Genomic DNA, 21,306 nt, shown 5'->3' with positions numbered 1-21,306 from the left:
TCTCCGCCGAACTATTCAATTCTCAAAACGACATTGCCCGGCAACGCTCCGCTCTCAACCAGTTCATGGGCTTCCACGAGATTTGCAAAGCTCACTTTTTTTGCAATATTATGCAGGACGTTCTTGTCCTTAAGCATGTCTTGGAGCACCAACAGGGCTCTTTGCCTATCTGACCTGGATAATTTGTACACGATGAAAAAGCGATAACAGATATTGCGCCCGATTGACGGCGAGAAAGGTAAAGCGATTTCTTTTTGACTGCTGCCATAGATGACGGCCAGCCCCCCCTCTTTCATAACCGCCACGTCTGTTTGAATGTTGGCAGCCAGGTCTACTTCGATAATCCGGTCGACGCCCCGATGGTCCGTAATCTTGTTGATTTCTTCGACCAGCGTGTCTGTTTTGTAGTTGAATACAAAATCTGCTCCTGCGCGCCTCGCTAGGGCCGCCTTCTCCTCACTGCTGACTGTCGCAATGACAATTCTGGCACCACAAAATTTTGCCGCCTGAATCGCGTAATGGCCAACCGCACCTGCGCCACCCGCGACGAGGACAATCTGCCCCCGAACTCCTCCGTCAGTTGCGACGGCATGACAGGCGGTCATTGCAGGAATGCCGAGACATGCACCGTTCTCAAGCGCCAGCCCGTCCGGCATATGCTCGACCTGCTCAGAAGGCAGCACAACGAACTCAGCGGCAGTTCCATTGCTTCTGTTCCATGCGGCATTCCAGACCCAAACCGCATCGCCCGGCTGAAAATCGTCAACGCCATCACCAATCATATCAACCAGTCCGGCTCCGTCACTATGAGGAATGCGTGGAAATGGAATTGTGGAGGGGATGTGCCCACTGCGGGTTTTGACATCAGAAGGGTTCACACCCGACCACTTTAACCGCACCCGAACTTCGCCGGCCCCAGGCGCCGGCATCACCATCTCCCGCAGCGTCAATACGTCCGCAGCTGGCCCTGTATTCTCGTAGATATAAGCTTTCATGTTTTCCCTTTCTGGCGTCAATTCCAGATTCAAAAATTACTCATCTGTGGGCCGCCAAGACAATTGCCAGTGTGGTGAGGCCGGATACGCGCCTACCGAGCAATGGCTGAAGTGATATCATTCAATACCTGCGGGTCATCGATCGTCGCCGGAACTACATAGTCTTGCGACTCCGCAATGCTCTTGATCGTTCTCCGTAGAATCTTTCCCGACCTTGTTTTTGGAAGTTGATCGACAACGATGACGCGCTTGAAGGCAGTTACCGGACCAATTTCGGTTCTCACCAAGTTTACGATTTCTCTCGTAATTTCTTCCTCTGCACGCGTGACCCCATCGTTCAAAACGATGAGCCCAATTGGTAATTCTCCCTTCAAAGAATCTGCAACTCCAATAACAGCGCACTCCGCGACATCTGGATGCGCCGCCACCACTTCCTCGATTGCACCAGTGGACAGGCGATGACCCGCAACGTTAATAATGTCGTCAACGCGGCTCATGACGAAGATGTAGCCCTTATCGTCTATATATCCGGCATCCCCGGTCTTGTAGTATCCGGGGTATTCCTCAAAGTATGATTTTAGAAATGCCTCATCGTCTTCCCACAGTGACAGCAAACACCCCGGTGGAAGCGGCAGCTTTATGACAATAGCTCCGTGCCCACCTTGCGGCATTTCAGAACCGCTCTCATCCACAATGCGAACATCAAATCCAGGCATAGGAACTGTGCTAGAACCATATTCTGTTGGCAGCTGTTCTATTCCCAACGGATTGGCTGCGATCGGCCACCCTGTTTCAGTCTGCCACCAGTGATCTACGACTGGCACGTCGAGGAGACGCTCTGCCCACTGGATCGTGTCAGGATCTGCTCGTTCACCCGCAAGAAACAGCTGTCTGAAACCGGAATGATCGTAACCGGAAAGTAATGAGCCTGCTGGGTCGACTTTCTTGATCGCCCTCAACGCCGTGGGTGCCGTGAAGAGCGTATTAACCCGGTGCCGCTCAATCACCCTCCAAAAGGTTGCAGCGTCTGGTGTTCCGACCGGCTTTCCTTCAAACAGTATCGTCGCACTGGCGTTAAGAAGCGGACCATACACAATATACGAATGACCGACGACCCATCCTACATCCGATGCGGCCCAGAACACCTCTCCCGGTTTGACATTGTATACATATTCCATCGACCATTTGAGAGCGACCGCATACCCCCCGTGATCCCTGACGATACCCTTCGGCTTTCCAGTCGTCCCCGATGTATGCAGAATGTATAGCGGGTCGGTAGACGCCACGCTCACACATTCGGCTCTCTCGCCAGCCGTTCTTGCGGTTTCAACCAGGGCGGCCCAGTCGAAGTCCCGCTCATGCTCAAGCTCGCACGTCATGCTAGAACGCTGGAGAATGATTGAACACTCAGGTTTGTGCGGGCTGAGCCTGATCGCCTCATCAAGGAGAGGCTTGTACTCAATGATACGACCAGGCTCGAGCCCGCAGGACGCTGACAACACAATTCTTGGCGTCGCGTCCTCGATTCGAGTGGCAAGCTCTCTAGCTGCGAACCCCCCGAATACGACCACATGGACTGCTCCGATGCGCGCCGTCGCAAGCATCGCAATCACAGCCTCGGGAACCATTGGCATGTAAATCAAGACCCGATCGCCGGCATTCACCCCACGCTCTTTTAGCACGGCCGCAAGTACACCAACCTCATCGAGTAGTTCAGAATAAGTATACTTCCGCACCGCTCCCGTCATTGCGCTATCGTAAATCAGCGCCAGATCATCTCCACGGCCATCGCGCACATGGCGGTCCAAAGCATTCCAGCATATGTTGCATTCGGCGCCGACAAACCAACGGGTCGCATGATCTTTCGATTCTCTGAGTACGTCGTAAGGTCTATACCACTCCACGGCATGAGACGCTGCCTCCCAAAACTCATCTGGTGCCGATTCCCATTTCTGGTATGTCGTTCTATAACTTGCCATAAGAATGTCTTCCAATACTGCCGGGTCCGCCTTGCCGCCACTATGTTCTTTACACCCGCACAACCAGTTTCCGGCCTGTGACCAAGACGGGCTAGTTCCAATTTTCTTCGGTGTGAATCGTAGCTCGGCAGCACGTGCGGGTTGGCTATCTTGATGAATGCCAACCCGAGAGTGACTAGCGTTTGTCTCTCAATTTATCGACGTCGAACAAAGAATTGTCCATCTGATCAACTTTCTCCCAATCCGACGACATGCTGAGCATCGTGTGCCGTTGTGAAATCAAGTTTGGAATAATCACTGAACGCCACATTGCGCGTCCCGTTGTGGGCTGCCACCAGCGTGAATCGTCCCAAGTCCGCCATAGGTTACCCCGACGATCGTACATTTCCATCCACTGGGTATAGTAGAGTTCCTTATCTACCCAAATGCGTTTTTTGGAGTACTGGTAGCTGTTGGTGAGATCATCGATATCATAAACCCATACCGGCCTCAGCTCCATGTCAACAATTCCCGTCAAAGCGCAATGCGCCTCATCCGGACGATAAGGATCGTATGCTGCACCAACCTCCGGTGCGGCTAATACGAAGCCCTCTTTAACCATGGTGTACTTGAATTTGCGTTTATCAGTTTTGGTCCACTGACTACGCCATTCGTCCCAAGTGAGCTCCAGAGACGGAGCAATTGGATCTTGGCCATTGGTACCAGTAAGAGTGCGAGTACGACGGAGCGTAGGGATGAAAATCTTGAAGTTGTCATCTTTGTCAGCATCCGCGTACCGAAGTCGGACACCGGCTAATCCTCGCACATCCCTAGGCGAAGTTAGTAGCAAAGAACCCGCTTCGGTGACACCTTCATATCCCGGAACATTACCGAGCGGAGTTTTACCAACTCTACCCGCCATCTTGCGCCACCAAATATTGCCTGTGTAAGAGCGTTCGACCTTATTGCTGGAGCTACAGCCGGTCATCAGTACCGGGTTGAACCAGAGATCTTCTGTTCCCACGCCGTGCGCATTGAACAACCAGTTTAGCTCATCACCATTTTTTGGTGTCAGGAAAGGCAATCCGCTCTTTGTGAGAACGCCATTTTTTCCGTCCCTGTCAACCAGCTCACCCTTTTCATTAATCGTGAAGGGATCTTTGCCCAGCTTCTTGGTCGCATCTAGCAGAGCTTTCTGCATATAATAATGGTTCGTGGGAACAATGCGGATACCCTTGACACCCATCCACTCACTATTGAGCCGATCAATCCAGAACTTTGGAAGATAGTCTGACAACCAAGGCATTGACGCCAGGTTGTCTTTCGTGATGATTAACCCTGGTTTTAGCTCGCCCGGAATATCGGCGTCCTCTATGAGGCTCGAGGCCGTGTAACCTCTGAAATCCTTCCACTCTTTCTCAAGTTTTCGGGTCTCATCATTGTCAAGCATATCAGCCCAGGCTTTGTGTTCGGGCAAGCCCGTCTCCTCGGCAAACGCCTTCCAGCGCTCGATATAATCTTCTTGTGCATTCGCTACGGGCGTTGCTGCAGTCGCAACTGCCATAAGCGCCGTCGCTCCGATCAGAAAGCTTTTCAAGCTTAGCCGTTTCATTTTCTTCTCCATCATCAAGAACCAGACATCTTTGCGTTATCGTTATGTTTCTCTAGAATTGGTAGGTCAGAGAAAACTCAACGTAGTCCGATTTGTTATAGAGCCCCAAAAGGCCCTGCTCATCCTTCCCGCTAAAGTAGCCCACTTCAATTCTGGGCTTCCAATTTCCTCCTCCTACGGAGAAATCTATTCTCTGCCTTATCGCAACGCCACCTTTATCCATGTCCCAGATCGCCAAGCCATCCAGAGTCACTTTGTCGTTTAAGAAACCCTTCGTGTACGTCTGAGTTATGAATTCCTGGTTCTCTTCAACATTTGTAAGCGCGTAAGGCGCCTGAAACAGGAGCCCATCAGCATCTTCGGTATGGATCTCGAAAAACTGAGTTGTCATAAAAATCGAACTGCGCTGCGATTCCCACCCCGGCACCCAGAAATTATAATCAAATCCGACCAGGACAGACAGCTGATCTCGTCTCGCGATTGTGTCGTCACGGGTAGTGATGAGAGCTGGTGTGCCGACGGTCATCCGCCCGGGCACAAAGGGGTTCTGAATCACCCCCTTGTTGAAGGGTTTGTCAAACTCGTATGCGGCCTCCAAACGCAGTACCGGAGAGACATCCTTTCGACCGAATCGGAGCTCCGTCATATCGCGTGTGAATGAAAAACCGACGGTCTTTTGCCGAAGTGTGTAATCGAGGTCAAAATCTGCAGTAATAGAACACGGCACCCCTCCAGCCGCCGGATCCAGAATATCAAGGCAGCCGAACGGAATTAGGGGAAAGTCCCCCGGCGCCGCAGTCCCAGCTGCGAGAGACTGGATGAAGTCAACGTACTGACCAGGCGCATTCATCGCACCTATAGTGGTTGGGAGATCAATGGGCACATTGACAACGCCCGCTGCATTTGGATCTCCAATAAATGTGCCAATATGAACTGTTGCGCCGGTGTTGACGACTATCGGCAGATCCTGAAAACCGTAAAATCCATTAATTGTCCCCTGCCCGCCAAGGACATCGAATTTTAGCCGCATGCCGACCTCGGAATCTTCCCAGTCGTCTGTTTCCTTGTCCGACAGCCTTGCTCCCAACAAGGGCATGCCGAAACCCGACTGACCTTCCACCAACCTCGGGAAAGGCAGACCGAAGGGGCCTCCGGACGTACTGGAATTCGGCGTGGGATTATTCACGATGAATTCGGAATGGCGCACCACCGGAGTATAGATCACTTCCAGTGATGGATCCTTCAGTCCTAACCCCTCGAAAGGAGCAGCCAACCCAAGCTGGTCGATATCCAATGATAGGGCTGCACTCCACTGAGGTATCCGCAAGTCCTCGGTGTCTGTAAATATACTCCTTTGGCGGAGATCCTGTGGATTCAGAATATCGAGAAGCCGCAAGCCATCTGCTTGCCCCCACCCTCGCTGAAACTTTCCAATCTTCAGCGACGCGCGTCCCTCTGAGTCAGCTAACGCTATCGACAGCTCTCTAATCACGTCCTGCTCGAAATCATCGAGTATGCGATTTTCTTCACCGCTATTACCAAACGGTTCAGGCAGCGTGAGCGCCCCATCCTGCGAGAGTAAAAAATCAAAGCGATCTAGAAACGGAGGGCCTTTAGTAAAGTCTTGCGTGCCAGGCCCGGTTGAATCTCCATCATCAAGATCATAGTACCAATCGCCGCGCAGCCAAAAATCGGAAACGACCGTCACGTTGCTATTGGGAGTCCACTCAGCCTGAAGCTGCGCTACAAACTGGGAAGGCCCCACTCCAGTTCCACCACCATACCGGTCAAAATAGACGCCCGTCCCTTGCGTCAGACGTCCGCCCACCCAGACATTGTCGGGCAGGTTCAGCGCTTCAGCCAATGACTCGGCATTCGCTGCTAGCGGCATCATAAGGACTGTGGAAAATGCTGTAGCCCCGAGCAGGCATAGCTTTTGCGACTTAGTTTTAGTTTTTTTATTCTTGGTGTTCATCTTTCTCTCCCTCACTTTCTATTTTTTCCGATGCGCAGCCAGGCTCTATCGCCCTCAATCTAACCAACCATCGCCCTGACTATTTTCTTCTGTGTGCTAAACGGAAATCCCCGCGGCTTCAGCAAGCCGATTGCTGCAGGCACAACAGTGAGCGCCCCCACCATGTTGAACATCAAGATGATCGCCAACAGAACGCCCATCTCGGCTTGGAACCTGATCGGAGACAGGAAGTACCACGGCAATAGCGGCAGTATCATCGTCAGTGCCGTAACTATCACGGCAATACCAGACGTGTTGAACGCCCGGCCCGTCGCCTTCGCGAATTCATGGCCGTGCCTCATTTCGTCGCGTATCCGGTCTGCCATGTAGATGCTGTAATCAACACCACGGCCCAAACCCAACGCAGCAAGCGGGAGCGTATTCAAGTTCATCCCCACGTCCATAAGCGTCATGACACTCATGGTGATAAAGTGAGATGTCGTCAGTACAAGTATGATCACGACTGCAACTGCGGGTGATCGATATAGCCAGAGCAGGTTAACTGCGATAACGATGATAATGGCAATAAGGAGCACATTTTCTTTATGCTCGATCTCGTCGTTGCTCGCCTTAATTATACCGATCTGTCCGCCGGCGAACCTCACACGCGGCTCCCCATCTGAAAACTGATAGGTGTTTAGAAATTCTTGGCCCGCCGCCATCAACGCATTCACGGTGTCAGCACTATGCTCCCCCGTATAAATTGAGAGCTTACCGATGCTCCATTCCGGGTTCGTATAGGCGGCAAAGTCTCCTGGCTCACCGCCAGACCGGAACATGTAAATGTTAAATCCTATTTCTTCTTCTGTATCAGGAATTGTTTGGTATGAAGGGTCCCCTTCCCACAAAACCATGTTGATATTTTTTACAATCGGAACAAGGCTCTGTGCGCGAGTTGCCGGAAGAACTCGTTCGTAAATATAGCGATCAAATGCTTCGATCTGATGATACACACGCGGATCTAGCATGATCTCTCCATCACCGGAGAAATAGGCCTGCATTACATCCGTACCGACACGGTCAAAGCTTGAGTTGATTTTTTTGACATCTTTGTTGTATTGGGAATCTTTCCACAGGATCGGGCTCCCTTCTGCGTCACCTATTTTTAGCCCCTGCGAAATGAAAATGCCCGCAATCAACGCAGCGACAAAAGCCGGGAGGAATACATATCTGGACGTTTTCAGCCCAAATATTTTGGCTAGTGCGGCTTGACCCGGTAAGGTGGTGCGGAATTTTGTCGGCTTCCGAAGGACCGCCATGAACGCCGCAGCAACAATAATTCCCGGGGTCAGCGTTAGAAGCCAAAACGTGCAAATGAAGGCAAGCGACTGTATGCTTGGGATAGTCACCAGAGCCAGAACCGTAAATCCAGCTGCATCGGTAATCACAGCCGCAGTGCTCGGGAACAGAAGGCGCTCAAGGCCTTCTTTTACTGCATCACGCATGGTGGCACTATTTTCGATTTCATCGAAAACGCGCGAAACGAATTGAACTGAATGGGATAAGACAGTGGCGAAGACGAAAAACGGCAGCAGGAGCAACAGGGGATCAAGATTGTAACCGACCAAGCCAATGACGCCAAAGCCCCAAATCGTGACAGCGAAGGCCACGAGCATTGGAACAGCAACGCCAACCCAGGATCTGAAATAGAAAAATAGGACGGCAGCGATAGCCAGCACAGACGCCGCAAAAACCAACAGCATCTGAGGCAGATATTTCTTAACCGTACCCAGAAGTACGGGTCTGCCAACGACTGATATTTTTACATCTTTCGTCGAGAATTCTGATTTTAGATTGTCAATAAAGGCGACGAACTCCCGAGAATCCACCTCCTCTGAAAGCTCGGCAGAAATAAGCATTGAATGCTCATCCAGTGAAACCAATGAGCCGAGAAACTGCCCCCTGACGATTTGTTTGAAATGCTCCATATCAGACTCAGAGCGGGGCACTTCCGGCCACATAAGAGGACTAACCAGAATTTGCCCCTCCCCGCCGGCCACCGATCTCGTCTTCCGGAGATTGGCCGCCTCAAACAGAGGGCGGATATTGTTATCGTGAAAATAGAACTCGTCTGATACTTCCCGATACGTTTCAAGAAAGTCCGAATTGTAGATGTCGCCTGCTTTATTTTCGACTTCGACAAGGACATTATTGACTCCACCAAACTGACTCCGGAACTCCTTATAGAGTTCGACATTCGAATGGTTTGCAGGCAGCATATCTTCGAGAACGACCTTCAACGAGACACCTGTCACGCCGAAATAAGCCGCCCCCGATGTGACCAGAAAAGCGATTGCCAGAATGATTCTGGGAAATCTTATGACGAAATTCGAAATATAACTTACCACTGAATTTGAGCCTTTGATTGAATTTGCAACAAGCGAACTACTCCTGTTACCACCGCACTAACGGCTCCGGATCTGAGACATCGAATTCGGTTTTTAGTACGGCACCGTTCGCCCCAACGACAATATACCATCCGTGTTCAGATGTTTTTGAGATTCCTCCGTACCAAAGGAATCCTGGCTTACTCTCCAGGGGCAGCAATTCCGATACAGGCAATCCAGCTTTTACACGTACCACCCCGCCCTGGCCTACGATCACTCCGTCACCATCTTGGTCTAATGTTAGATCGAACAAATGCGCATCTGTCCCCGAGGACAAAGCTGTGATCGTCGGGACACGGTCCTCTAAGCGTTCCGAGCCCTCTTCAACGTCACTGTCCGAACCAAATCGAACCATTGTAAGCTTGCCGCCAAGCCCAGATATTAGCGCCTCCGAACGCCATGCATCTACCGCTGTGAATGTGACCGAGGCATCGGGCGCGTCCAGCACCTCCCAGCTCAATCCATCATCGATTGACGACGCTATCAGGCCGAACTCCCCAACCAAAACCAACCGCCCGTCCTCGAGACGTGTAATGCCATTCAATCTCGGTAGATCACGCCCCTGATATCCGGATAACGCCTGAGTTTGCCACGTTTTACCGCCATCGGACGTGTGAAGCACTGTAGCCTCATGTCCGACGACCCAAGCTGTCTGGGCGTCGAGACAGTAGACATCTCGCAAGTTAATGCCCGGCTCAACATGCACAACTTCCCAATGCGCTCCCCCGTCTTCAGACCTCAGGATCTTGCCTCTACTCGTGACAGCAATGCCGACGGCCTCGTCCACAAAGTCGATTCGCCTAATTAAGTCCGTAAACGGCAAGGGCTCGCGCTTCCAGTGCCCTCCTCCATCCTCGGTCTTCAGTAGTGTCCCGTAGTATCCCCCCGCCCAGCCCACAGAATCAGAGACAAAATCGACGGCAAATAAATTATCAGGAACAAACCGTACACGTCCGTCAGTTGGCATCTCTATATTTGACCGAGGGCTTATGTCGGGGGGCGATAAAACGGCCTGCTCTGCCAGCGCCCCAGGTTGGGAGAAGTAAAGCACCCCAGCAGCAGCGGCAGCATGAGCGAATTTGGAGACCGGCAGGTTCATAGATTTGATCCAAAAGACCGCCAGCACCGCTGGCACAATTTCGACTTAGTTGGTGAACGCGTTCAGGCTGGGTCAGCCCACGCCAATACCGCCATCGGACAAGATGGTTGTGCCTGTGACGTATCGAGCCGACACCGGACAGGCAAGCAACGCATATAGCGCTACATGGTCTTCAGGCTTTGCGGCAAATCCGAGCGGTGTCATGCCCTCGATAAGTTTGTCGATCTCTGGAATCTCAGCCATCTGGGACTTTGCGTGCTCGGATGAGGGCGATCCGGAAAGATTGGTAATCGTACCTCCAGGAGCTACGCCATTAACCCTAACGTCTGGCGCGACTTCCTTCGCAAGCTGCTTGATGAGTCCAATCACAGCGTGTTTCGACGCCACATATAGCGGACCACCTCCGCCCGTAAAAAAGCTCGAGCTAGAGGCCGTGAAAATTATCGACCCTTTAGACTGACGAAGCGCAGGAAGACACGCGTACGCTCCGAGCGCATACCCCTTTACATTCACACTAAAAATATCATCGCAGACTCTTTCGAGCTTTTCTTCATCCTGCGCTTCCAGAGGCGTAATAAAATCCCATATCCCTGCATTGCCGATAAAGGTGTTCAGTCCACCGAATCTCTCCACGGCAAGGGCCGCAGCGCGCTTATTGTCTGCCAGACTGCGCACATCCCCAATTACTGTTTCAACTTCAGCCCCGAACTCACCCCGCAACGAACTCGCCTGTTCGTCATTGACGCACAGGACACATAATCTGGCACCCTCCTCGACAAAATGATGGACCACCGCCCGGCCGATTCCCGTGGCTCCGCCCGTAATCAAAACGGAACTGCCGCTTAGTTTTGGCATAATTGAGTACCTCCCTAACAACCTTGCTTGAAGTGCAAGATTTTGTTCTTTTTTTGAGAAAAAATGATTTTTTTGGTTGTGTCAATATTTATTTACGAACAGCGCTAGCTCAAATTCCGTAGCAAGGATCGAAATCTGCATGTGGCCAAAGGCAACTGTGCTATCGATGCCGCTGTTAATTTCGCCATACGGAACAGACGCCAGCGCAACTTAGTACATCTGACTCCCGGATTGGACAGTGCCCGACGCCCCGGATGTCGACAAACCATCTCCCGACTCTGAGATTTTACTCCGCACACTAACGTATTACTCTCGGCTTTTCGGGAACAGTCCGAACGCAGTCCATGTTCCCACATGTCCGATTATTCGCGCATGGCCGCTTTCGAGAATATTCTCGACGTACAAATATCATGGGTAGGCGTACAGAATTCCAATCCCGTTTACCCGAGCGCTCAGATTCCATAAAGTTTCACAATGTGAGAGCGATGCCACTCATTCGCATCCGGCCAGGTTGACGCGCAACCGGATAGCGGCTCAACCCAAATGTGTCGTGTCAGGTTGAGCTTCACTGCCATTCAAGGTCAGGGAACGCCCAATAGATACGACAACCAGTCTGTTTCCTCCGGCGGAGCTAAGTCTCCGCCAAACTCTGGGAGCCTAAGCGGCTCCCATTTTTTTGAGCTCTCATCTCCACATGATCAGGCGCCAGCCCCTAAAGTGGAAGAGATTGACTGCGCTACCCCGTTGAGCTGAATCAGGCGATCACGCTGTTCTTTAGGACTCGCCCACCTCTGGCTAGATGAACTAGAAATTGCGCCCACGACCATTCCCCGCGAACTGAAGACTGGCACAGCGATGCAATAAAGTGCGTTATGAACCTCGCCATCGTCGACGCCGAATCCCTTATTGCGCGTGCGATGTAGTTCTCGTTCGATTTCGCCTGGATCCGTGATCGTTTTATCCGTGAGCTTTGGAAAGGGCCCGCTGGTTATATACGCCTGTCGCTCGTCGATCGTCATGTGTGAGAGCAACACCTTGCCGATAGCAGAACAGTACGCCTCCAGCTGCCCTTTCTCGCGCGTGAACACCTCCTCTCCTTCAAATGCCGCCTTCGCGAGGTAGGTAACCATGTCGTTCTCCAAAATGCCAAAGTGGGTCGTGGTTTCCAACGCGACACTTAGTTGGTCCAAAAAGGGTCGTACTATTTCCGACAGCACTGCATGTGGTGTGTACCCCTCCAGCTTCATAAGAAAAACAGGGTTGGGCAAATATCGTCCACGTTTGGATCGGCAGATGAGCCCGGCCGAATGGAGGGCATTCAGATGCCTGTACAGAGTCGATTCCGGCACTCCGAGCTGGACACTCATTGCGTCTGATTCGAATACACCGTCCTGCGCAACAAGCGCTCCGAACAAGGCCATCGCCTTGTCGAAGGAAGACATGGATCGTGTCACACGGATCTCCATTTATCACATTGTGATAGTAGTTGGCCTGCCTCGGATTGCAGTGTCAAGTACATCGCGTAGTTTGCGATCTACATTTCTAGTCACTTACGGACGCGAACCAGACCATGATCTCCAGAGATGCAATTCAGAAGGCTGCAGATGCACTGTTCGACGCACACGCGGGACAAACCTACTGCGCGCCAGTGCGTGATCTCATTGGTCTTGATCCGCAAGCCGGATACGAGGTCCAGGCGATCAACACTGCCCGGTGGGTGTCCGCAGGACGACGAATTGTTGGCAGAAAAATTGGCCTGACGTCAGCGGCAGTCCAAAATCAACTTGGCGTAGACCAGCCCGATTTTGGCGTCCTCTACGCGGATATGGAATATTGCGACGGTGATGAAATTCCGTTGTCAGCAACTCAACAACCCAAGGCCGAGGCTGAAATAGCAGTTATACTCGGCAAGGACATCAACGCGCAGGATACAACACCAAGCGAACTTATCCGAGCCATAGACCACGTCGTGCCTGCCATCGAAATTGTGGGCAGTCGTATCAAGGACTGGGATATCCGCATTTCGGATACGATCGCGGATAACGCCTCATCAGGCCTATATGTCCTGGGCGGGCCTGTTCGTGCACTGCATGGGCTTGATCTCGTCAATGCCGGCATGGTGATGAAATGCAATGGACGCCCGGTTTCATATGGCGCCGGCATCGCGTGCCTTGGAAACCCGCTAAACGCCGCACTCTGGCTCGCACGAAAATGCGCAGAACTCGGAGCACCTCTCAAGGCCGGCGACGTCGTTCTGACAGGCGCTCTTGGCCCGATGGCCTCAATGGAGCCTGGTGATCTGTTTGAAGCGGATATCGAAGGTATTGGGTCGGTTCGCCTCGCAATTGCGGCGAAATAGGAGACATAGGAAATGACAACTCTCAAGAAGACCAAGGTTGCGATCATCGGATCCGGAAATATCGGAACTGACCTCATGATCAAGGTCATGCGCAAGTCAAAGGGTCTCGCAATGGGCGCGATGGTCGGGATCGATCCCGACTCGGACGGCCTTGCCCGGGCAAAGCGCATGGGGATCGCGACCACGCATGAAGGAATTGACGGTCTCGTGAAGCTCGACGTATGGCCCGAAATCGGAATTGTCTTTGATGCGACGTCTGCCGGCGCGCACAAGCGGCACAATGAAGTCGTCACATCCGCCGGAAAGGTGATGATCGACCTCACGCCTGCAGCGATCGGGCCGTATGTCATTCCCGTTGTGAATGGCGATGCGCATCTGGATGCGCCAAATGTCAACATGGTCACTTGCGGCGGGCAGGCGACGATCCCAATCGTGGCAGCGGTAGCATCCGTCGCGACAGTCCACTATGCGGAGATAGTCGCTTCCATCGCCTCCAAGTCAGCCGGGCCGGGGACGCGGGCCAACATTGATGAATTCACCGAGACCACCTCAAAGGGTATAGAAGAGGTTGGAGGAGCCCGGAAAGGCAAAGCCATAATCGTCCTGAACCCGGCAGAGCCTCCGATGATTATGCGCGATACGGTATTCACCCTCTCTAGTGGCGCGGATGAGCCTGCAATTGAGGCCTCAATCGAAGCAATGGTTGCAAGGGTCAACGCCTATGTGCCCGGCTATCGGATGAAACAAAAGGTTCAGTTCGAACGGTTCGGCTCGAACAACCCGGTCAAGATTCCAGGCCTGGGCACGTTCGAAGGCATCAAGACCAGCGTCTTCCTGGAAGTCGAGGGTGCTGCCCACTACTTGCCGGCATACGCGGGAAATCTCGACATAATGACTTCAGCTGGCATTGCGACCGCTGAGAAGATCGCCGCCCGGCGGCTAGCCAAGGAGACTGCCTGATGGCGTTCGATCCCAAATCCGACAATCTTTACATTCAGGACGTCACTCTGCGCGACGGGATGCATGCGATCCGACACCAATACGGTATCGAGCACGTCAGCAAGATTGCCGCCGCCCTTGACCAGGCCGGGGTCGACGCAATCGAGATTGCACATGGAGACGGCCTGAATGGCTCAAGCTTCAATTATGGTTTTGGTGCCCACACAGACTGGGAGTGGATTGAAGCCGTCGCGGATTCAGTGAAAACGGCGAAACTGACCACGCTCCTTCTTCCCGGGATCGGCACGATCGAGGAGCTGAAGCATGCCTACAAGCTTGGCGTCAGGTCTGTCAGGATCGCCACACACTGCACGGAAGCCGATGTGTCGAAACAGCATATCGGTGTTGCCAGAGATCTGGGTATGGACACGGTTGGCTTTCTTATGATGTCCCACATGGTCGAGCCTGAGAAATTGGCTGAACAAGCCGCCATGATGGAAAGCTATGGTGCCGAATGTATCTATGTCACCGATAGTGGCGGCGCGCTCGACATGGATGGATACATCGCCCGGCTTAAAGCCTATGACAAAGTCCTGAAGCCGGAAACTGAACGGGGTATCCATGCCCACCACAATCTGTCCTTGGGCGTCGCCAATTCCATTGTCGGCGTTCAACATGGCGCAAGACGCGTGGATGCTTCGCTGGCCGGCATGGGTGCCGGGGCGGGAAACGCACCGCTTGAAGTGTTTATCGCAGCCGCCGAGCGAAAGGGATGGAAGCATGGATGCGATCTTTTCGCGCTCATGGATGCCGCCGAGGAACTTGTTCGCCCACTCCAGGACCGCCCCGTCCGCGTTGATCGCGAAACGCTCTCGCTGGGCTATGCCGGGGTGTACTCGTCCTTCCTCCGGCATTCAGAGAAGGCAGCGAAAGATTATGGGATCGATACACGTGAAATCCTGGTTGAACTAGGACGTAGGCGTATGGTTGGTGGCCAGGAAGATATGATCGTCGACGTAGCCTTGGATATATTGAAAGAACAACAATCCACTCAAAAACTTGCGACGTGAGAGACCAATCTTTATTGACTGTTGTCTTGCATCGCGATCACGATGCGAGACTACAATCATCTATCTGGTATCAATCTCTCGATGCAGCCTGTTGTAATTGTGACGGCTGCGATATTCAATCTGTCTGGACGAACGGCGCAGTCAGAACACGCTCAATCTGCTTATGTGCGTACAGTGCTTTTAGTTCGGTGAGCGCACATTTTCATCGCCTTTTGACCTAAGCGAGCAACCTTGAAATTTCCATGATAAATTGAAATTGGCACGCCTTCTGCATTCCCCTGACGCGGGAGGCAGATCCATGCTTGTTCACACGATAGAAGACCTGAACGATACCCTCGCCAGGTATGACTACACCGCCAATCTCTCACGCGGGAACTGGGCCTGGGAATTCGCCCGGCGCAATTCCGCGCTGAAAGCCGCCGCCTATGCTGCGCAACCTGACTTTGAAACAAGAACGGCATGTTGTGACATACAGCTTCTCCGGCTTTGCGAGCAGGACCGCCAAGCCGAAGACTGGGGACTTCTCTATTTTCCGAACCCAGATCAGTCGGCCCTTACCACGCATGTCTTCTGGTCCGACAAGACCTATCCCCGCAAGGTCGCCGTTCACGTGCGTGAAAGAGAGCGCGGCGAGATCGACGAAATCTTCGAAAAGAGCACGCGCCTCTGCAAGATCATCCATCTCGTGGATGCCTTCGAGCACGAACACATCCTTGTCAAAGGTAAGAAGTGCTCGATCCAGGTCAGGTGCAGTGGCAAGTCGCTCTTGTCCCTCGAGCCTGTAAAAATGGAATTCTCCATCTCGGGATTCAGCACAATGCAGGATCACGTGAATGCGCTGAACCGTGCCCAGAAGGTCTACGGCGACGACGACATGTCGCCTCCTGTCTGGTCACGCAAGGGCCTCGGCTATCGCAACGCTCTTGTCGCCTTGGATGCCCACGACGCGGGACTCACCTATCGTGAAACCGCGACGATTTTCTATGGTGAGAAGCGCATCTCGGAAGAATGGGGCGGACCGTCGTCCGCCATGAAGTCCGAAATGGCCCGCCTGCTCGCCAAGGGCCAGCGCCTGCGGGATGGTGGATATTGTTCCCTTCTGGGAGAGAACCTTTGACCTGCCCCTTCGCACATCGAAGAGCGCATACGACGTCATCCGGTCGAACGCCCTATTCGATTAGCGGCTTACGAACTGATAGACACCTCGGAGTATCTCAATGCAGTTGTAGGCCCCGCCCCTCCCCCGCCCGCTGACGCGGGGCTGTCCGGGAGGCGAGAGCCCTCCAGCTCTTCTACATCATTTGACCGGCCCGGCTCGTCTCCGGTCACGCGGCCACCCGTTCGGGTTGCCGCGCGCTGCGGGGGCTCGCCGGCTGGGGGCCGCGCTGCATGCTTCCCACTGGCCTGACGGCCAGAGGGGTCATGGACGCGTGGCCTCTCGAAACCTCAGTCAGCCTCAGGCGATAGCGTGAGCCACTTGCCGAGCACGGTGACATCCTGACGTTCGTATCCGAGGGCGTCGTAGAAGGCAGCCGCATGCTGGTTCTCGCCGCGAACCATGAGCTGGACCTTGGGCGCGCCACGGGACGTCAGCCAAAGCTCAGCCTCGGCCATCATTTCGCGTCCATGGCCGCGGGCCTTACGGTCCGGGCTGACAGCCAGGTAATAGATCCAGCCACGATGGCCGTCATGACCGACCATGACGCCGGCGACGACCAGGTCATCGACTGTGCCGACGAGGATGGCGGCATCACGTGACGTGACCGCCCGGTCTATATCGGCATTCGGATCATTCCACGGTCGGATCAGCGCGCAGGCTCCCCAGAGCGCAATCAATGCTGCGCGGTCTGCTTCCCGGAAGTCTCGTATGTGCAAGGTCATGACGCACGTGTCTGGAGGGATTCGTATCCAGGGCACCACCCTGCCTGTCTCGCGTTTTCAGGCGTGGACAAGCTTTCCCAGCAGCCGTGAGGGGGCGGACGGCGCGTCTGCCCGGGCGCGGCCCGCGCGCAAGGCGCCGGTGACCTGGAACCGCTCGCTTCTCCCCTTGCCTCCTACCTTCCCGCCTTGCCCCCGGCCCTCATACGCCCGGGCGCCCGCACCTCTCGTCCGCCCCCTCCCGCCTGCCGGGAAAAGAACGCGGGCGAGAGGACAATTTTGCGAGGCTGACATGACCCCTTCACACGAGACACCCGCTCCCCTTGGAACTTCTACCGGACCGGATTTGCGAGACACATCCCGCATCTATGTTGCCTGCCTTGCCGCCTACAATAACGGGCGGCTGCATGGGGCGTGGATCGACGCGACCGATCCGGACGAGGTCATAGAAAAGGTTCGCGCCATGCTGGCGGCGTCGCCGGAACCGGACGCCGAGGAATGGGCCATCCATGATTATGAAGGGTTCGAAGGCGCGCGCCTGTCTGAATATGCTTCGTTCGAAACGGTGTGCGCGCTGGCAGACTTCATCGGCGAGCATGGCGCGCTCGGGGCGAAACTCTACTGTGAATTCGGCGACGACCTTGAGCAGGCACGGGCCGCCTTCGAGGACTATGCGGGCTCATATCACAGCGCCGCAGATTTTGCCGAGGAAGTCACGCGCGACAGCGGCACCGAGATTCCGGCCTCACTCGAATACTATATCGATTGGCAGGCGCTGGCCCGCGACATGGCGCTGAATGGCGAGATCATGGTGTTTCAGACGGGCTTTGATGAAGTCCACATCTTCTGGAGCCGTTGAGCCATGGCGTTCCGGGAGAGATTTGACCGCTATGTCTGCGAAGGCGACAGCATTGCCTGCGAGGTTGAGGGCTTTGCGATCACCGCGCGGATTGTCCGGGACGATTGCCCGGACGCACCGGACCAGCGCCAGGACGGATTCTGGCCATCGCTCTATATCAATGATCCGGGTTTTATTGGCCCCGGAAGCAATTTCCGTGCGCGGCTGGCGAAAGCGCACGCCGAGGCCGAAGCCGTCATGGAAGCTTGGCGCAAGGATGAGTGGTTCTATTGCGGGGTCGTACTCGCCATTGAATGCGAAGGCGTGGAACTGGACGACCATGCCGCCAGCCTCTGGGGTATCGAGGCAAACTATCCGGAGTCCGACAACGCCTATCTGAGTGAAGTCGCTGACGAGTTGCTTCCCGAAGCCTTGGCTGCAGGCGGCGCCGCACTAAAACGGCTGATGGCGTCCGCGCCTGCACAGGCGACGCAAGCATGAGCGCGCTGGATCATATTCTGGGGCCACGCCCACACATGACACTCGTCATTGAGGATTCCCGCGTCCTTGAAATCTGGGTCAATGGCCGCGCGCCACTGATTGCCCTCAATGACTACGACTGGGGCGAGACCGACAGGCACGCTTTACGAGACGCAGAAGGCTTCCCCTTTACCCCCATCAACTGGAGAGGCCCGGCATGGGCGCTTGGCCTTTCGCTTTACCCGCCAGCACAGGAGGACAATCCCATGGCACAGCCCGCACTGAAAACCATCCCCATCAAGCAACTCCATATCAGCAAGCTCAATATGCGGCATGGCCGCAAAGACCCGGATGTCTCCGATATCCTGCCCTCCATCCGGGAGAAGGGCATCCGCCAGACGCTTCTGGTCCGCCCCGAAGGCGACGGCTATGGCGTTGTCGCCGGACGCCGACGTTTCCATGCCCTGCAGGTCATTGCCGCAGAGACCGGCAAATCGATCGCCGTCCCTTGCGCGATCATGGAGGCCGATGACGACGCCGCCGCCGTCGAAGCCTCCCTGATAGAAAATGTCGCCCGCCTGCCCGCCACGGAAATGGAGCAGTACACTGCGTTCGGAAAGCTGGCGCATGCAGGCCGGACGGTGGACGAGATTGCGGGACATTTCGGGGTCACGGAGTTGAAAGTCCGCCGCATCCTCGCCCTTGCCAATCTCTCCGGACCGATCCGTGCACTCTACGCGAAAGAGGAAATCGACCCGGAAACGATCCGCGCGCTAACGCTCGCCACGAAGGACCAGCAAGCCGCGTGGCTCGCCCTGTTCCGGAGCGAGACGGAGCGCGCGCCCATGGGCCGCGCCTGCAAGGCATGGATCACGGGCGGCGCCACAATCACGACGGACAAGGCGCTGTTCGATCTGGTGAGCTATGACGGCCGAATCACGGCTGACCTGTTCGGAGAGACGGGTGTGTTCGCAGATGCCGAGACGTTCTGGAAAGCCCAATCGGCAGCGCTGGCAGCCAAGGTTGAGAGTTACATTGACGCCGGATGGCGCAATGTGGAGGTTCTCGAACGGGGCAAGTATTTTGCCAGCTGGGAGCATGTGAAGTGCCCTCGCACCAAGGGCGGCAGCGTGATCGTCGAAGTCCGCCATGATGGCACTGTGACCTTCCATGAGGGCTACATCACGCAGGCCGAGGCCCGCAAACAAGAGAAGCGCACAAGGCCCGGCGACGACGCGGAATCAGCCGATGCCAAGCCTGAAATGTCCGGTCCGCTCGCACAATATATCGGCCTGCACCGCCATGGGGCTGCCCGCGCAACCTTGCTTTCCCACCCTGGAATCGCCCTCCGGCTGATGGTCGCTCATGCCATGGTCGGGTCCGCCCTGTGGACTGTCAGACGGCACGAATTCCTTGCCCGAAAGGAAGACATTCAGGTGAGCGTCGAAGCATCCCGCGCCACCGCAGAGATGAACGCAGCCGGGGACCATGTGCTCCACATGTTCGAAGCCCATGGGCTGGCTTCCCTGCGTGCGAATGGTGATGCCTATCACCTCTGCGAAGTCTTTGCGGCGCTACTCGGAATGGATGATGCGGAAGTCCTCACCGTGCTCACGTTCGTCATGTCCGATACACTGGAAGCAGGTGGGGCGATTGTTGAAGCGGTTGCTGTCGCCACAGAAACCGACATGGCGGCCTATTGGAAACCAGAACCTGTCTTCCTTGATCTCGTCCGCGACAAGCGCGCCATCAATGCCATGGTGGCAGACATCGCGTCGCCCTCGACGGCGAAAGCGGCCCTCACGGACACGGGAAAAGCCCAGAAGGACCTGATCTGGAACCGGATCGTGGGCGAAGGGTGTGAGGCCAATCCGGGCTGGCGTCCCGGCTGGATGCAGGTGCCGCCCACGCGCCTCGTGACAAATGCGGGATCGCCGCCAGCAGATGCGTGGGCCCGGATCGCCAGCCTGTTTACGTCAGACGAGACCGAAATTCTTGCCGAAGACCAACCTATTGCAGAGCAGGACGCCGCCTGACAGATTGCGGTCTCCTCGTCCGTGGAAGCAGAAGCCGTCCGGCAGTATGTCGGGCGGCTTTTCCGCATGCTTTTACCAGATGACTACGCACCCGCGCGGTTCAGATCAAACCGGATGCGCCTCCGAAAAATCGCCCGTCTACGGGGTTCCTGTGGTCTCCGAATGCGATTGCCAAAGCGGCCTGTTCCGCTCTCCGCTTGCCCCGAAAGACCCCTTGTTCACGTCTATTGCCGTGTGACCTGGACGGTGCGAAACGGCCCCGAAACCGGCCAGTCTCACGAATTTCCCCGCCGCTGCGCGGCTCCTCGCGAGACAAATTCGCGTTCCAGTCCGGTGCTCCGCTCTGCTGCGCCCTTACAGGTTCAGGCCCGCCCCGCGCCGTCCGGGCGGTCCGGCGTCGACGGGGACACGGTGTCCCTCGAAGACAGCCACGGAAACGAAAAGGAGACCCCCATGGCAAACGCACTCGGATATGTCAGCGAAACCAAGACCGGCTTCGAAGGCGCCCTCGCAATGATGAACCTCTCGGCGACCATCCGCATCGAAAAGAATGCGGAAAAAGCCGAAGAGGCCCAGCCGGACTACCGCATCTTCGCTGGCGAGACCGCGACCGAAATCGGCGGCGGCTGGATGCGCAAGGCAAAGTCTTCGGGCCGAGAATACGTCTCGCTGACCCTCGCAGATCCGCAGATCGGTCCCCGCCGGATCTACGCGAACCTCGCACCGGTCAAAGGCAAGAAGGGCCGCCACGTGATCCTCTGGAACCCCAGGGACTAGCCCCGCACT

17 protein-coding genes are annotated in these 21,306 nt (G+C 55.0%); 8 read left to right on the top strand and 9 right to left on the bottom strand.

All coding sequences use genetic code 11. The annotated features are described in order from the left end of the window. Positions 1-11 precede the first annotated feature (11 nt). The 8 genes from L53_RS12275 to L53_RS16510 all read right to left on the bottom strand — a co-directional run bounded on the left by L53_RS12275 (position 12) and on the right by L53_RS16510 (position 12,362). Positions 12-995 (bottom strand): NADPH:quinone reductase, encoded by a 984-nt coding sequence (locus L53_RS12275; protein WP_034815869.1) that lies wholly within the window; start codon positions 993-995, stop codon positions 12-14. A gap of 92 nt (positions 996-1,087) precedes the next feature. Next, the gene (locus L53_RS12270; protein ID WP_034815867.1) at positions 1,088-2,974 is read right to left on the bottom strand and encodes an AMP-binding protein; all 1,887 of its coding nucleotides are present in this window, start codon (positions 2,972-2,974) and stop codon (positions 1,088-1,090) included. A 175-nt stretch (positions 2,975-3,149) separates the two neighbouring features. Continuing rightward, positions 3,150-4,565: an outer membrane lipoprotein-sorting protein gene (locus L53_RS12265; protein WP_198019811.1), complete on the bottom strand. Its 1,416-nt coding sequence runs from the start codon at positions 4,563-4,565 to the stop codon at positions 3,150-3,152. A 52-nt stretch (positions 4,566-4,617) separates the two neighbouring features. Then, positions 4,618-6,540 carry a hypothetical protein gene (locus L53_RS12260; RefSeq protein ID WP_034815864.1) on the bottom strand — a complete coding sequence of 641 codons (1,923 nt, stop codon included), beginning with the start codon at positions 6,538-6,540 and terminating at the stop codon, positions 4,618-4,620. Positions 6,541-6,599: 59 nt separating this feature from the next. Next, the gene (locus tag L53_RS12255) at positions 6,600-8,927 is read right to left on the bottom strand and encodes an RND family transporter (RefSeq protein ID WP_051607911.1); all 2,328 of its coding nucleotides are present in this window, start codon (positions 8,925-8,927) and stop codon (positions 6,600-6,602) included. Positions 8,928-8,973: 46 nt separating this feature from the next. Beyond that, the gene (locus L53_RS12250; protein ID WP_156947914.1) at positions 8,974-10,065 is read right to left on the bottom strand and encodes a YCF48-related protein; all 1,092 of its coding nucleotides are present in this window, start codon (positions 10,063-10,065) and stop codon (positions 8,974-8,976) included. A gap of 72 nt (positions 10,066-10,137) precedes the next feature. Then, a complete protein-coding gene (hcaB, locus tag L53_RS12245) occupies positions 10,138-10,920 on the bottom strand; it encodes a 3-(cis-5,6-dihydroxycyclohexa-1,3-dien-1-yl)propanoate dehydrogenase (protein WP_034815860.1) in 783 nt (260 codons plus the stop codon). A 698-nt stretch (positions 10,921-11,618) separates the two neighbouring features. Next, positions 11,619-12,362, bottom strand: coding sequence for an IclR family transcriptional regulator (locus L53_RS16510; RefSeq protein WP_051607910.1), 744 nt, complete (start codon positions 12,360-12,362; stop codon positions 11,619-11,621). A gap of 128 nt (positions 12,363-12,490) precedes the next feature. Here L53_RS16510 and L53_RS12235 point away from each other — a divergent pair, with 128 nt between their 5' ends. From L53_RS12235 to L53_RS12220, 4 genes are all read left to right on the top strand, one after another. After that, positions 12,491-13,279 carry a 2-keto-4-pentenoate hydratase gene (locus L53_RS12235; RefSeq protein ID WP_034815858.1) on the top strand — a complete coding sequence of 263 codons (789 nt, stop codon included), beginning with the start codon at positions 12,491-12,493 and terminating at the stop codon, positions 13,277-13,279. 12 nt (positions 13,280-13,291) lie between these two features. Next, on the top strand, positions 13,292-14,239 hold the full coding sequence (locus L53_RS12230) for an acetaldehyde dehydrogenase (acetylating) (RefSeq protein ID WP_034815856.1): 948 nt from the start codon (positions 13,292-13,294) through the stop codon (positions 14,237-14,239). Then, a complete protein-coding gene (gene dmpG / locus L53_RS12225; RefSeq protein ID WP_034815853.1) occupies positions 14,239-15,288 on the top strand; it encodes a 4-hydroxy-2-oxovalerate aldolase in 1,050 nt (349 codons plus the stop codon). The genes L53_RS12230 and dmpG overlap by 1 nt, the downstream gene beginning before the upstream one ends. A 298-nt stretch (positions 15,289-15,586) precedes the next feature. Beyond that, positions 15,587-16,405 carry a DUF2285 domain-containing protein gene (locus L53_RS12220; protein WP_034815852.1) on the top strand — a complete coding sequence of 273 codons (819 nt, stop codon included), beginning with the start codon at positions 15,587-15,589 and terminating at the stop codon, positions 16,403-16,405. 329 nt (positions 16,406-16,734) lie between these two features. Here the strand turns inward: L53_RS12220 and L53_RS12215 are convergent, their stop codons facing one another. Next, entirely contained in the window at positions 16,735-17,169 is a 435-nt protein-coding gene (locus L53_RS12215; protein ID WP_034815851.1) for a GNAT family acetyltransferase, read from the bottom strand. Positions 17,170-17,458: 289 nt separating this feature from the next. Between L53_RS12215 and L53_RS12210 the strand changes: the two genes are divergently transcribed. From L53_RS12210 to L53_RS12195, 4 genes are all read left to right on the top strand, one after another. Then, positions 17,459-18,025, top strand: coding sequence for an antirestriction protein ArdA (locus tag L53_RS12210; RefSeq protein WP_051607908.1), 567 nt, complete (start codon positions 17,459-17,461; stop codon positions 18,023-18,025). Positions 18,026-18,028: 3 nt separating this feature from the next. Beyond that, positions 18,029-18,505 carry a hypothetical protein gene (locus L53_RS12205; RefSeq protein WP_034815848.1) on the top strand — a complete coding sequence of 159 codons (477 nt, stop codon included), beginning with the start codon at positions 18,029-18,031 and terminating at the stop codon, positions 18,503-18,505. Beyond that, positions 18,502-20,520 (top strand): ParB/RepB/Spo0J family partition protein, encoded by a 2,019-nt coding sequence (locus tag L53_RS12200; protein ID WP_051607907.1) that lies wholly within the window; start codon positions 18,502-18,504, stop codon positions 20,518-20,520. Before L53_RS12205 ends, L53_RS12200 begins: the two co-directional genes overlap by 4 nt. Positions 20,521-20,973: 453 nt before the next feature. Continuing rightward, a complete protein-coding gene (locus tag L53_RS12195; protein WP_034815846.1) occupies positions 20,974-21,297 on the top strand; it encodes a DUF736 domain-containing protein in 324 nt (107 codons plus the stop codon). Positions 21,298-21,306 lie beyond the last annotated feature (9 nt).

Source organism: Hyphomonas sp. L-53-1-40 (assembly GCF_000682775.1).
GTDB lineage: Bacteria > Pseudomonadota > Alphaproteobacteria > Caulobacterales > Hyphomonadaceae > Hyphomonas.
The sequence above is the reverse complement of the archived record's forward strand: the minus strand, read 5'-3'. Positions and strand labels throughout refer to the sequence as shown.

What these genes read in the sequence shown, in the direction of transcription:
- L53_RS12230 (WP_034815856.1), top strand. Translation starts at nt 13,292, where the DNA reads ATGACAACTCTCAAGAAGACCAAGGTTGCGATCATCGGATCCGGAAAT.
- L53_RS12265 (WP_198019811.1), bottom strand. Translation starts at nt 4,565, where the DNA reads ATGAAACGGCTAAGCTTGAAAAGCTTTCTGATCGGAGCGACGGCGCTT.
- L53_RS12220 (WP_034815852.1), top strand. Translation starts at nt 15,587, where the DNA reads ATGCTTGTTCACACGATAGAAGACCTGAACGATACCCTCGCCAGGTAT.
- L53_RS12215 (WP_034815851.1), bottom strand. Translation starts at nt 17,169, where the DNA reads ATGACCTTGCACATACGAGACTTCCGGGAAGCAGACCGCGCAGCATTG.
- L53_RS12250 (WP_156947914.1), bottom strand. Translation starts at nt 10,065, where the DNA reads ATGAACCTGCCGGTCTCCAAATTCGCTCATGCTGCCGCTGCTGCTGGG.
- hcaB (WP_034815860.1), bottom strand. Translation starts at nt 10,920, where the DNA reads ATGCCAAAACTAAGCGGCAGTTCCGTTTTGATTACGGGCGGAGCCACG.
- dmpG (WP_034815853.1), top strand. Translation starts at nt 14,239, where the DNA reads ATGGCGTTCGATCCCAAATCCGACAATCTTTACATTCAGGACGTCACT.
- L53_RS12260 (WP_034815864.1), bottom strand. Translation starts at nt 6,540, where the DNA reads ATGAACACCAAGAATAAAAAAACTAAAACTAAGTCGCAAAAGCTATGC.
- L53_RS16510 (WP_051607910.1), bottom strand. Translation starts at nt 12,362, where the DNA reads ATGTCTTCCTTCGACAAGGCGATGGCCTTGTTCGGAGCGCTTGTTGCG.
- L53_RS12205 (WP_034815848.1), top strand. Translation starts at nt 18,029, where the DNA reads ATGGCGTTCCGGGAGAGATTTGACCGCTATGTCTGCGAAGGCGACAGC.
- L53_RS12210 (WP_051607908.1), top strand. Translation starts at nt 17,459, where the DNA reads ATGACCCCTTCACACGAGACACCCGCTCCCCTTGGAACTTCTACCGGA.
- L53_RS12235 (WP_034815858.1), top strand. Translation starts at nt 12,491, where the DNA reads ATGATCTCCAGAGATGCAATTCAGAAGGCTGCAGATGCACTGTTCGAC.
- L53_RS12195 (WP_034815846.1), top strand. Translation starts at nt 20,974, where the DNA reads ATGGCAAACGCACTCGGATATGTCAGCGAAACCAAGACCGGCTTCGAA.
- L53_RS12270 (WP_034815867.1), bottom strand. Translation starts at nt 2,974, where the DNA reads ATGGCAAGTTATAGAACGACATACCAGAAATGGGAATCGGCACCAGAT.
- L53_RS12275 (WP_034815869.1), bottom strand. Translation starts at nt 995, where the DNA reads ATGAAAGCTTATATCTACGAGAATACAGGGCCAGCTGCGGACGTATTG.
- L53_RS12200 (WP_051607907.1), top strand. Translation starts at nt 18,502, where the DNA reads ATGAGCGCGCTGGATCATATTCTGGGGCCACGCCCACACATGACACTC.